Origin of the sequence: Hutsoniella sourekii ATCC 700629, assembly GCF_000518205.1 — a bacterium.
In the GTDB taxonomy this organism is placed as follows: domain Bacteria; phylum Bacillota; class Bacilli; order Lactobacillales; family Aerococcaceae; genus Hutsoniella; species Hutsoniella sourekii.
Genome location: NZ_JADD01000014.1, coordinates 1 through 13,030 on the forward strand (window position 1 = coordinate 1; position 13,030 = coordinate 13,030).

A 13,030-nucleotide genomic window follows, 5' to 3' on the forward strand; every position below is an offset into this window, starting at 1 on the left:
TTACCGAACAACTATTCATAGTGATCAGGGGTTTCATTATCAAAATTGGCAATGGACTGATAAATTAAAGGATAATAAGATATATCAGAGTATGTCCCGCAAGGGAAATTGTTTAGATAACGCAGCCATGGAAAATTTCTTCGGTCTACTTAAGCAAGAAATGTACTATGGAGAAGAAAGAGTCTCATTTGAAGAACTCGAGAAAAGAATCAATAATTATATTCACTACTATAATCACAAGCGAGTTAAACAAAAATTGAGTGGCCTATCTCCAGTTGATTACCGGAAACAGGACACTCAGTACGTTGCCTAAGTATTCAATTATAAACTCCAACTTTTGGGGGTCACATCAAGAAAAACTTAGTGGGTGGTCTTCTTTGTCCTACCCCTTAAAAAGTCCGGTAGGTGAGCTTCATCAAAATATTTGAAATTTTATCCATATCCTGCATGGTTTTAGGATAAACCAAATAGAAAAAGTCCGAAATATTCAGTTGATCAAGGTGAATCTCAACTAGTTCACCTTTTTCAATATCCTTAGCTACAGCTTGACGGTAAAAAAAGCCTATCGCTTTGTTACGTTTAATGATTTGCTTCATTAAAGTGATATCATTGATGTAGCGAATATCGTAGTCCATATTCAAAAAGTCGGTCGCTAAAAATTGCCGTCTAACGCTTTGAGTGAGATGCGAGCGATTATCTAACATGACAAAGCGCTCACCAGAAAGCTGTCGATAAGAAACCTCCGCTCCAGCCAAGGAATGGTCAGGATGGGCCACAAGAACGACCTCATCCTCGTAGAAGGGAATCTCAACAAATAAATTGTCTAAGACTGGGCCACATAACAAGGCCACATCGATCGTCCCCTCTATCAAAGACTCCAATAAATAATCAGTCATGCCAACTTCTAGGTCAACTTGGTGGATGGTCTCCCCTTCTACCATATCCGTCTGCTCGGGAATATAGTGCAAGGCTATCGTTGGATTAGCCCCAACTTTGATTTCAGGAGACATATGGTCGCCCTTCAGATGACGCAAGAATTCATCTTCCAGCAAATTAATTTGCCTAAGCGTATCATTTAATAATCTGCCTTCTCTAGTGAGAAGCAATTGACGCTTGTTAAACAAGAAAAGTTTGATCCCTAATTCTTCCTCCAAGTTAGCAATATGCTTGGATACAGCTGGCTGTGACAAATTCAAGGTTTCCGCCGCCTTGGTATAATTCAATTGCTTAGCTACCTCTAAGAAGGTGTAACATTTATAATCTAAAAGCATCTCCAGCCTCCTAACATCTTTATTCATATTATACAAGATTGTGAAGAAAATGCTTTAGAAAATTTCGTTTTCATGAAAATCTCACATTTTTTTATTGACCTGAGGAAAATCTTCTTTCATAATAAAAACATCCTATATAGTAAAGAAGGTATTTATATGACCCATTGGACAGCCGAACAAATTCGTCAAGACGTAGAAGCTAAGAACGTACACTTTATCCGTTTAATGTTTACTGATGTAAACGGCCAGCTAAAAAACGTTGAAATACCAATCAGTCAACTGGATAAAGCTTTGGATAATAAGATGATGTTTGACGGTTCTTCCATCGAAGGATTCGTTCGAATTGAAGAATCAGACATGTACCTCTATCCAGACTTAGACACCTATCTAGTGCTTCCTTGGGGTCGCCATGACCAAAAAGTTGCCCTATTGATTTGTGATATTTACCTACCAAATGGCAAACCTTTCCCCGGAGATCCCCGTGGCAATCTGAAACGCAATATGGAAGCTATGCACAAGGCAGGCTTTAAGGACTTCATGCTAGGACCTGAAGCTGAATTCTTCTTATTCAAATTAGATGAAAATGGCGATCCAACCTCTGAAGTTAATGACCATGGCGGTTACTTTGACTTAGCGCCTGTTGATACGGGTGAGAATTGCCGTCGTGACATTGTATTAACCTTAGAAGAACTAGGATTTGAGATCGAAGCGTCCCACCATGAAGGAGCTATTGGTCAACATGAAATTGACTTCAAATATAGTTCCGTCCTACATGCTTGCGACCAAATCCAAATCTTTAAATTAATTGTTCGAAGCGTGGCTAGACAACACAATTTACATGCCACCTTTATGCCCAAGCCTGTATTCGGGATTGCGGGTTCCGGAATGCACTGCAATCTTTCATTCTTTAACGATCAAGGGCAAAATGTCTTCTATGATCCCAATGATTCCATTGAGCTCTCTCAGGAAGCCCGTTATTTTATCGCTGGTATTCTTGAACATGCCAAAGCTCTGACAGCGATTGCTAATCCAATTGTAAATTCCTACAAACGACTCGTTCCCGAATACGAAGCACCCGTTTATATTGCTTGGTCTAGCCAAAACCGCTCACCGCTAGTTCGAATTCCTTCTTCGCGAGGACAATCCACACGCGTGGAGCTTCGTTCAGTGGATCCTTCGGCTAACCCCTACCTCATTATGGCTAGCTTGATCAATGTTGGACTTAATGCTATCGACCAAAAATTAGACTTAGTAGATCCAGTAGATGAGAATATCTATGCCATGGATGAATTAGCCATTGCTCAAGCAGGTATCGAGAAGCTTCCACAGACTTTAGCAGAAGCCCTCTTCCACCTTGAAAAGGACGATATTGTCAAGGAAAGCTTAGGCGAACATATTTTTGAAAACTTCCTTGAAAGTAAACAAATGGAGTATCATGACTACGAAATGCAAGTTACTGCTTGGGAAATCGACCATTATCTAAAACAATATTAAAGGAGAATAGGCAATCCATTTCGAATGGAACACAAAGCAACCCCCTAAAGTTAGACGGTGAAGTCCAACTTTAGGGGGGCCTTTTGTAAATTATTTGCAATTAATAGAGTAGGGCAATCGATGCCACTGAAGCCATTAGGACACCTGCCCAACACATAGCACCCATTAAGACGGGCTTGATGCCAGCTTCTTGAATTTGTTTGACATGAACACCCAGACCAATCGTTATTAGCGCTAGGGTCATCATTAATTTAGAAATAGTAGAAATATTCTTAGTAATATCCGCAGGAATAGTAAAAATACTAGCAACCATTACCGCTCCCACAAATAAAACGACAAAGCCAGGAATCGTTTTGATAATTTGTTGGAAATCAATCTTGTTCTTTTGTCCCTGATTACCTTTGTTTTGGGCCTTCAATTTAAAATAAATGGCTCCTAAAGTCACCGGAACAATATAAAGCGTCCGTACTAACTTTACAACTGTTGCGACCTTCCCTGCTGAATCACTCCAATCGAAGGCAGTAGCTACTACAGAAGCCGTATCATTAACCGCAGCCCCAGCAAGGATACCATAAAGTTGATCATTGTAACCCAAGACTTGTCCAATAATTGGCAAAAGCAATAGAGCTAGCATGGAATAAATAAACATAGTCGTTACAGATACCGCAATGTCTTCATTTTCTGCTTCAAGAATCGGCGCTGTAGCAACAATAGCAGACCCACCACAAATAGAAGTTCCAATCCCGACTAGAAGGGCCAATGTGTTATCCATCTTTAAATATTTGTTGGCAATTACCGCAATGGATATTGAAGCAATAATTTCTGCTGCTAGAACTAGTAGAACTTCCAAGCCAACTTCACTTACAATTCTAAATGATAAAGTAAAACCGAGTAAGACAATTCCTGCCTTTAATAAATACTTAGACACAAATCCGGTAATCTGAGAATCTAACTCTTTAAATAATGGCGTATGGCGAATAATCGCCCCGATGATAATCGCTGAAATCGATGAACCCAGCAGTGGAATAGCCGAGCCAATTTGCAAGGCCAACCAAGTACTTACTAGTAGCAGACCTGCAGTCATAATTTTTCTCATAGTCAACCCTTCCCCATATTTGATAAAAAAAGGGGCATTATAAGCGCCTAAGCCCTCTTATAATGCCCTTTAAAAATTATATAAATCTTTTCTTGATTAAGCGTTAATAGTTACGCCTGTATCGTATTTCTTGTCATCAACAATGACTTTAACTCTATAAGCACCGTTCATTCCTTCTTTTGTAATACCTGTACGAGTATCACGGTCATCAGCAGATAGGAAAGTTCCCGCACACATAGCGCCACGTTTACCTTTAGCAGTAGAGATGAAGTAACGACGAGTTTCTTCTTCACCTTCTAATAACAACATAACGAGTTGACCTTTAGAGAACTTAGCATGGAATGTAAGCATATCTGCTTCATCAACAATACGTGCTTCATGGATATCTGGTAAAATTTCGCCAGTATCTTCTGCTGGAATATCGTAATCCATTTGTAGAGTTTCACCGATATCTCCAACTAATTTACCACGGCCAAGTGCTAGGTTGTTACCGTAGGTGTTGTAAGCTGGGTACTTATTGGCACGGTAGTAGTTAGACTTAACTTTCAATTCTAATACTTTCTCATCGCCAATCGTTTCAACCGTAATGGAACGTAGATCAGCATTTGGATCATCTAATTGAGCAAATGGTCCTAATTCCTCAGAAGGTTCACCTTCAGAAGTATAAGTAATACCGCCAGAGTGAGTTAAGTAGTGACCTTCATTATAGTATTTAACGTTACAGATATAAGGAGAGAAGAACTCGTGACCACGTTCTTTACCATATTGCCATACTTGTTCAATTTCCATCTTATCTGTATCGATACGATATTTAACACCACGAGAATAGTTATCTTTAGCAGCTAAGTACTTGTCTGGGTTTTGCGTTCCATAGTGGTGGTTGTCAAAACACATAACATCCCCTAGAGGAGTAATTAGGTTAGAGTGTTGTTCATATTGCCAACCGAAGTCGCCATCGCCAACTGGAGTAAACATATATTTCTGGTACTCTTCAGCCCACATTTCTGGGTCGGAAATAATCCAGTTTAATTCGCCTGAATCGAAGTCGATATTCACCATCGCATTGATATGACGACCAGAGAAGGTCAATGAGTTGGTATTTTCATCATACCATACCGCATTACAGTGGAACCAGTCTTCATCTGACCATGAACCTGATTTTTGTGATCCTGGCTTGATAAAGTCGCGGAAGTTCCATACCTTCTTAACGGCACCAGTATCTTTATCAATTAAGACTGCTTGGTCTTCAACTGTTCCGTTGTCCCAATCACAGTTCAAGGATACAATGTCCCCATTCGGTAATACACACTGGTCGTGGTGGTAACCTCTTGGTACTCGGTATTCCTTATAGATCTTACCAACCAAACTCATTTCATACATTCCAGTTACAAAGTAAGGCATCTTAATTAGGCGGTCAGACCCAACTAGGATATTTCCATTATCTAAGTGCTTGATATCCCATAAGGTAGGCACTGTGAACTCTAGACGAACATCTCCCTGATTATCAACTCCAATAACAAAATCAGAAGTCGCACAAGATAAGATCATCAAGTTATCTTGCATATATTCTGCTGTTGTTTCCATTGAGTGAACTAAGTCAGAGTTTGGCGTTTTTGGCGTTTTGATCGTATGAGTTACCACTTGGTCGGCCTTTTGCCATGGATGAATTTCGATCTTATTTTCATAGTCAGAATATAAACCAACAATTGGAAGAACATGGCGTTTAGCTTTAGGGAAAGCTTGATAGAAGTCAGCTTCAGGTGTTTTACCTTTAACGCGAACAACCATCCCTACTTCTTCTTCTGTTTCAAATAAGATGACTGCTGATAAGGCGTTAACCACATATGGGTTGTACTTGATCAACGGATTTTCCATGGTATAGTTGCCTTTATCAAGCTCCTTTAACATGGCTAATTCGTTTTTATGTTGCGTTTCGATTAAGTGCTCTTTAAATTCATATTTTACTGCCATTTGTTTTTCTCCTTTTTTTATAATGCTTCTTCAATCATTGCCTTGATCACTGGTTTTTGTTGTAGACCAGCTTTACGAGAGATTTCCTCGTTGTCTTTTAACATAATTAGGGTTGGGTAGCCTTCAACATTATATTCTTCAACTAAATCGCCATATTCTTCAAAGTCAATCTTGATGATTTTTACTTGGTCACCAAATTCTTTTTCCATATCATTTAAGATAAATGAAAGCATTTTACATGGTCCACAAGTCTTAGAGTAGAAGTCTAGTAAGACTGCTCCACTTTGGATATCTGATTGAAACTCTTCACGGTTGATTTCTTTTAACATTTATATTCCTCCTATAAAATTAGTTATTGTTTCTTCTTAGTTCTTTGATGTAAGCACTTGCTTGTTGTGCGGCAATGGCTCCATCTGAAGTAGCAGTAACCACTTGACGTAAGTGTTTGCTATTGCAGTCACCTGCTCCGTAGATACCAGGAATCGATGTTTCCATTCTTTCATTGGTTTCAATGAATCCATGGGATTCTGTGATACCTAAATCTTGGATACATTCAGTAGATGGTACTGCTCCAATATATTCGAAGACACCATCTGCTTTAACGACCGTCTCGTTTTCGCCAGTTTCTTTGTCCACGAATTTAACGCCAGCTAAGCTTCCATTTTCACCAACAAATTCTGTGACGCGTTTGTATGGATAAACCGTTACATTATCCAAATTACGTAGGTACTCACATGAAACAGGATCTGCTGTTAAGTCAAAGTCCGTTACGATAGTTAGTGAATTAACGATTGTTGCTAAGTAAGTTCCTTCATCGACAGCTGAGTTACCACCACCGATAACAACGACATCTTTACCGCGGTATTTAGCTCCGTCACAGATAGCACACCAGCTGATATCTGAGCCTTTGAATTCTTCTTCTCCAGGAATATTCAAGGTTCTAGAACGTGTACCAGTTGCTACGATAACTGTTGTTGCTTGGATAGCTTCCTCTTGCTCTTCAGTATGAATCAACTTAACATCACCTTGGTCTTCAACTTGATTAACTGTTAAGTAATCAAATTCAACACCTAAAGACTGTGCATGTTCAAACATATTGAAAGCTAGTTCCGCACCGTTTAATTTACCAACACCTGGATAGTTTTCGATTTCATTAGTATTAATGATTTGACCGCCTGGTGCTAATTTATCTAAGAGCAACACAGAAAGGTTAGCACGAACGCCATAAATGGCCGCCGTCATTCCTGCTGGTCCTGCTCCGATAATAACTAAATCATATTGTTTCATTTATTTTCTCCTTACTAAATTAATTTTTCTAAATATTGGGCATCAATTATAATGATTGTCCCTTTTCCTTTTTGGATAACACCCATTTTTTCCAATTTAGCCAGTTCCTGATTATACATCGACCGGGAAACTTGGAGTTTTCTAGCAATAACTTCTTGCTTATCAATTAACTGAATCACGCCTTGACTATCTGATTGGAAAATCTCTAATAACATAAAGGCCATTTTACTTTTTAAGGTCTTGTAACTATTACATAGAGTCCATTTTTCAGCCTGAAAACCACGATGGGCTAAGTATGATAGCAGCAGACTTTGCCGTTGAGGATGGCTATATAAATCTTCCAGCAGGTCCTCTTCCTTGATGAAGATTAACTCAACAGTCTTTTCAGCTACTAGAGTGTAAATATAGGTTTCTTCATGGGTCAATATAAGATATTCAGGAAAGATTTCAAGAGGATAAAAGTAATGTGGAATTACTTCTTCACCTTCCATGGTATATCTTACACATTTTAGAGTTCCTTCTAACAGGTAACCCAGTCCTTCAACTGGATCTCCCTGCTGGTAAATCACATCACCGCGGTGATATACACGCCGTTTATAAGGTAAGCTCATTAACCATAACTGCATTGCTTCAAGAATTTCATTTTCTGATAGGAAGAGGTATTTTTTCTGATTAACCACTAATAACACCTGCCATTGGAAAATTTGAGAAATATCCAAGAAAACTAGTCCAATCATGTGAACATAATAACATTTAAAAAATTTTTAAAGTGTTAGAAAGTTAACGCTTTCTTTAAATGTGAAGTAAAATGCTATCGGCTAGTTATTTTCTTTTTCTCATCATCTATTATGGCATAATTTTTTGTGATTTAATTCTATTTCATCAATTATTCTCTAATTTTATAGATTAATAATATCTAGTTATGGATTAATAAGAGGATAACTAATTTAACATTGTGTTTAATTGAGCTTTAGTAGAGAAAATAAAGGCAGGAGTTTTAAATCCTACTAGTAAAACTGCATTTTTAAAGTTAAAAGAATCACTGCTACGAAAAATATATTGTCTGTGGATTAGTTATTGATCGATTAATCACAACCCTATTTCTTTTGTTTACCAGCCCTCCTGGTATGTGTTCATAATATCACAAGTTACTTTGTAATTGAAATAACATTTAGTAATGATGGCATTCCAAAAAATTATTTCATTTATGTGAATCATTGAACTATTATTAAGGAAACAAATCTTAGAAAAGAGGCAGTTATAATGGAATGGATATATAAAATACTAGAGATAATACTGTGGGTGGCAAATTTGGCGATGCCAATCTTTATCTTCTTGATGGTATTTAACGCAGCACTCATTGAAACACCAATGACTTTGATGGATTCTTTACGTAAAGATTGGAAATATTACCTTAAGATGGTTATCGTCAATAACTTTATCGTACCTATTGTTCTTTGGTTCATATTAAAGATTATTCCTATCGAGGAACATTACGCACTCGGACTACTGATTTACTTCTTTACAGCAGGTGGCCCTTTTGTTCTAGGCCTAATTGAAGCTTGCTCGTTACCGACGCGCCAAGGAACAGCAGGGCTTATTATCCTCATGTTCGCTACCATGTTTATCTATCCATTTCAAGTGAGTTTTATTGCTGCAGGTGCCAGCATCACTTTCATGGCCATCTTTAAAGTACTGATTCGAACAGCACTCATTCCTTTGATAATCGGTTTAGTTTTTAAACAATTCTTACCTGGCATTACAAAGACTATTCTTCCCTATTCACGGATGGCACAAAAAATTACGACCGATATTGTTATCTATGGAATGCTTCTAGGTAATATTCCAAATATTATTAGTATGATATCTGCTAGTTTTATCGGGGGAATGGTTATCGGCGCCTTATTTGTTATCTTAGCGTTCTTTATTGGTTACTTAATAGAGTTCAATAATCACAATATCACTGAAAAATTTACCTCTGCTTTTATGGCAGGTCAGCGTAACGCTGGTATTGCAATGATTGTAGCAGCCACTAATTTTGACAACCCTAAAATGCTATCCTTTGTCGTTATTTTTTCATCATTAGCTATGTTTACAATTAAAAGCTTAGTCGGATGGAGTCGCAAACAAATTGCAAAAAATTAATTTCCAGAACAGATTTTAACTAATAAACTGCCCCCTAAATTTGGACACAAAACCAAATTTAGAGGGCAGTTTAATTCATTTTACATTTTATAATTTTTATTTGAATATCGCTTTAATTTCTAGGTAATCTTCAATCCCATATTGACCTTTCTCCCGTCCTAGACCGGATACTTTATAGCCACCAAATGGCGCATGAGGATCAACTTTAGCTCCATTAACAATCACATTACCTGTACGAATTTGACGGGCCACTGACACCGCTTCTTCCTCTGGGCCGACAACGGCTCCACTTAATCCATATTCCGAATCGTTAGCTAGGGCAATGGCTTCTTCCACATCTCGGTAAGTGATAATAGACAAGACCGGTCCAAAAATTTCTTCTTGGGCAATGGTCATATCATTGCTGACTTCTGTGAAGACGGTTGGTTGTATAAAGTAACCCTTCCCTTCAATGGCTTTCCCGCCGACTAAAAGCTTGGCTCCTTCTTCAACCCCCTTAGCCACATAGTCAAGAACTGTCTGGCGTTGCTTACCAGATACTAGCGGGCCAACATCAGTGCCTTCTTCAAATGGGTCGCCCACCTTGAGTGATTCCACTTTCTCTTTAATAGCTACTTCAAATTCAGCTAATCGGTCTTGGGGAACTAATAATCTAGTTAAAGCTGAACAGGCTTGCCCTGCATTAGATGAAATAGCTGATACAGCTGAATTCACAGCTAAATCAAAGTCACCACCTTCTAAATAAATCAATGCCGATTTGCCACCTAATTCAAGCACTAATTTCTTGATTTTATTGGCTGCTTGGTGGTATAAGTTTTGTCCAACTTGAGTTGATCCGGTAAAAGAGATTAAGTCTACATCTGGATGACTAGCTAAATGATCGCCAACACTGGATCCAGATCCGGTAATGAGATTAAAGACCCCTTTGGGCAGGTCTAATTCATCGATAATTTCGGCTAAGAGAACCGCGGTTAAGGGGGTATCAGAGGCTGGCTTAACGACAACCGTATTACCAGCTAATAAAGCCGGTGTGATCTTTCGTTGGATTTGGTTTAATGGATAGTTCCAAGGAGTAATAGCTGCAACAACACCCATACCTTCCTTTATAATCTCTGCATTAGCAATTGTCTCTTCGAAGTCAATCGCTTCAAGTCCGTCAATGGTAGCTTCCATCTCTGATCGTGCCCGTCCCGCTTGACTGTTAGCCTGTGCCTGACGTGGCGCTCCCAGTTCTTTCGTAATAACATCCATGATCCGGTCCTGGTTGGCTTCGATTGCTTGACCAATCTTTCGCACGTAGGCTACCCGTTCTTCAAGAGCTAGTCCGTTCCAAGCTGGAAAAGCTTCTTTAGCTGCCTGCACAGCTGCATCAACGTCTTCTTTGCTTGCTGAGGCTACTTTAGCAATCACCTCTTCAGTTGATGGATTGATCACTTCGATATATTTATCTTGGCTAGCATCCATCCATTGATTATTAATATATAGTTGATAAGTTTTCAAGTTTATATACCTCCTATAAGCTTGTATGGATAATTAATATAACAATAATTAACAAACAACTCAATTGTTTTAGGTGATTTTTTACAATTAAATTAATCATTTTATAATTCCAATCTAATAAACTGTTGATTATTTTGCTTCTTATATTCAGTTTCATTGCATGTTAGAACTAGATTCTTTATAATTAACATTGAGTTGCAATTATTTGTTATTATTTTTAATCATTATGTAAAGGACTGATTTTATGAACCAGACAAACAACAAGCAAGGCGGTCTGCATTTTGCTTGGATTATTTTATTAGCGACCATTCTTGTACTTGGTATTTTTATGCCAATTGTTACTTCTTTAGCTAATTTATTTCAAATTTCTGTGACCCAGGACCTTGGGTTCAGCCGAAGCGCCTTTTCACTGAACACAACTATTACCCAGGCTGTCGGTATCTTCACCGGCCCCATCCTCTCTAAACAATTGGGAGAGCGCAATTTCAAAGCGATGTGGACCGGCTTTGCTGTTCTCTTTGGCCTCTCCTTGCTTGGCTACTCATTTGCTCAATCAGCATGGCATTTCTATATCGCTTCATTCTTTCTAGGCTTATCTTTTATTGCCACAACTAGTATTCCAATGACTATGCTTATTAACAATTGGTTTGTCGAAAAACGTGGTTTAGCTACCTCCATTGCTTTTGCTGGTATATCTGCCGGAGGCTTTATCCTGAGTCCGACGGTGACTGGAATGATTCAGAACTTAGGTTGGCGGCAGGCTTACTTTGTTTACGCTATTATTGTTATTGTTATTGCTCTGGTCTTAGGTTTGTTTGTTATTCGAAGAACCCCTGAAGAAATAGGACTAAAACCTTACGGCTACCAAGAAGCTGATATTGAACTCGAGGATGCTAACTCTGATCAGCCTGCCGAATCGGATGATGATCTTGATGTTAATCTACCAGTCAAGGAAACCTTGACGAGTGCCTTCTTTATCATGCTTCTTCTTGGAGCGGTCGCCAACGGCTTGGCCAATGGCGGGGGGCTTCAATTCGCACCGGCATTACAAGAATATCAAAGTTTAGAAGTTGCTTCCTGGACCGTTTCAGCTTACTTACTGGTAGGAGTTTTCGGTAAATTACTGATGGGCTGGATTGATGATAAATTTGGACTGAAAGTAACTTTATTCTCTGGCTTGGGTGCGATGGCCTTAGCTTTTGTGTCGATGCTTTTCATCGGTACCTCTTGGGGACCATGGGCCTTGGTAATTACCTTTGGTGGATTAGGGATCGGCACAGGTACTGTACTACCTCCTATTGTTACTTCTTGTATCTATAGCAATGATCGCTATCCTGAAGCCTACGGCTACGTGACCTCTGCTACCCAAATCGGGACAGCCATTGGTCCATTAATTGTCCCACTGATCTTTGACTTAACAGGTCACTATAATCCTGCTTGGATTCTAATGACAGCTATTACTATAGCAGCCGCAGTATTCTGGTTCTTGGCTTACCAACGAGCAAGCGCTCTGCCACAGCAAGCTAAAGACTAGTAAGAACGACCTGCCCTTCATAGCCAGCTCATACAAAAAGCACCGGAACAAGAAATTTTTGTTCCGGTGCTTTTTAGTATTATCTTATTACTTGTTTATTCTACCACTGAGGTCACTTGATATCCTCTTGATTCTAATTCTTGCTTCAAGACATTAGTATGTCCATTGTTAACCTGCATGACAATACGAATCCCTTCATCATTATGATAGACCGTTAGGTGGGTAAGGTTCTCATTTGCACTCACTAAGGCGTCACCGATCTCTTCAATAACACCCGCTCGGTCTTCATGCAATTGAACAACCAGAGAAACCCCCGGTTGACCGTAGCCAGAAACATCGATAAAGGCTTTAAAAATATCCTTATCAGTGATAATTCCTTTGACTTGGTCTGCTTCTAGTACCACTAGTACACCGATATTGTTATCAGCCATTAAGGCTGCTGCCTGTGATATTAAGGTATTCGGTTCAACAGTGATAACTTTCTTTTTCATAATATCGCCAGCCGTTGTCTTTTCAAGTAAATAATTCAGCTCATGACGATCTAAGCTAGTCGCATCTGATGGAGATGCTTTCGCAATAACATCACGGGTAATTAGCCCAACTAAGCGATCATTATCAATCACTGGCAAACGATTAATATCATGACCATTCATCAAATCTTGACACTGAGACACCTTGGTTTGAGGCGTCACCGTTACTAAGTCTGTTGCCATAAAATCCTTTACATACATC

The 13,030-nt window shown here is 38.9% G+C and carries 12 protein-coding genes; 4 read left to right on the forward strand and 8 right to left on the reverse strand.

Annotation, left to right across the window (positions count from 1 at the left end; genetic code table 11):
• Positions 1-313 (forward strand): IS3 family transposase (locus tag T408_RS0103830; protein WP_028118773.1); only part of this gene is annotated, 313 nt, incomplete at its 5' end.
• Between the two features lie 76 nt (positions 314-389).
• Here the strand turns inward: T408_RS0103830 and T408_RS0103835 are convergent.
• Positions 390-1,271 (reverse strand): LysR family transcriptional regulator, encoded by an 882-nt coding sequence (locus tag T408_RS0103835; protein WP_028118774.1) that lies wholly within the window; start codon positions 1,269-1,271, stop codon positions 390-392.
• Between the two features lie 156 nt (positions 1,272-1,427).
• Here T408_RS0103835 and glnA point away from each other — a divergent pair, with 156 nt between their 5' ends.
• Positions 1,428-2,765: a type I glutamate--ammonia ligase gene (gene glnA / locus T408_RS0103840; RefSeq protein WP_028118775.1), complete on the forward strand. Its 1,338-nt coding sequence runs from the start codon at positions 1,428-1,430 to the stop codon at positions 2,763-2,765.
• A 100-nt stretch (positions 2,766-2,865) separates the two neighbouring features.
• On the opposite strand, the gene T408_RS0103845 is transcribed toward glnA, so the two are convergent.
• From T408_RS0103845 to T408_RS0103865, 5 genes are all read right to left on the reverse strand, one after another.
• On the reverse strand, positions 2,866-3,861 hold the full coding sequence (locus T408_RS0103845; protein ID WP_084543895.1) for a YeiH family protein: 996 nt from the start codon (positions 3,859-3,861) through the stop codon (positions 2,866-2,868).
• 96 nt (positions 3,862-3,957) lie between these two features.
• A complete protein-coding gene (locus tag T408_RS0103850) occupies positions 3,958-5,832 on the reverse strand; it encodes an aryl-sulfate sulfotransferase (protein ID WP_028118777.1) in 1,875 nt (624 codons plus the stop codon).
• Positions 5,833-5,849: 17 nt separating this feature from the next.
• Positions 5,850-6,161, reverse strand: coding sequence for a thioredoxin family protein (locus T408_RS0103855; protein ID WP_028118778.1), 312 nt, complete (start codon positions 6,159-6,161; stop codon positions 5,850-5,852).
• 19 nt (positions 6,162-6,180) lie between these two features.
• Positions 6,181-7,119 (reverse strand): NAD(P)/FAD-dependent oxidoreductase, encoded by a 939-nt coding sequence (locus T408_RS0103860; RefSeq protein WP_028118779.1) that lies wholly within the window; start codon positions 7,117-7,119, stop codon positions 6,181-6,183.
• A gap of 14 nt (positions 7,120-7,133) precedes the next feature.
• Positions 7,134-7,799: a Crp/Fnr family transcriptional regulator gene (locus tag T408_RS0103865; protein WP_028118780.1), complete on the reverse strand. Its 666-nt coding sequence runs from the start codon at positions 7,797-7,799 to the stop codon at positions 7,134-7,136.
• Between the two features lie 583 nt (positions 7,800-8,382).
• Between T408_RS0103865 and T408_RS0103870 the strand changes: the two genes are divergently transcribed.
• Positions 8,383-9,264: a hypothetical protein gene (locus T408_RS0103870; protein WP_028118781.1), complete on the forward strand. Its 882-nt coding sequence runs from the start codon at positions 8,383-8,385 to the stop codon at positions 9,262-9,264.
• Positions 9,265-9,360: 96 nt separating this feature from the next.
• Here T408_RS0103870 and T408_RS0103875 read toward each other — a convergent pair whose 3' ends face one another.
• On the reverse strand, positions 9,361-10,764 hold the full coding sequence (locus T408_RS0103875) for an aldehyde dehydrogenase family protein (protein WP_028118782.1): 1,404 nt from the start codon (positions 10,762-10,764) through the stop codon (positions 9,361-9,363).
• A gap of 244 nt (positions 10,765-11,008) precedes the next feature.
• On the opposite strand from T408_RS0103875, the gene T408_RS10810 reads away from it, so the two are divergent.
• Positions 11,009-12,298, forward strand: coding sequence for an MFS transporter (locus T408_RS10810; protein WP_084543897.1), 1,290 nt, complete (start codon positions 11,009-11,011; stop codon positions 12,296-12,298).
• A gap of 95 nt (positions 12,299-12,393) precedes the next feature.
• Here the strand turns inward: T408_RS10810 and T408_RS0103885 are convergent, their stop codons facing one another.
• Complete coding sequence (locus tag T408_RS0103885) at positions 12,394-13,029, reverse strand: CBS domain-containing protein (RefSeq protein WP_028118783.1); 636 nt, start codon at positions 13,027-13,029, stop codon at positions 12,394-12,396.
• Position 13,030 lies beyond the last annotated feature (1 nt).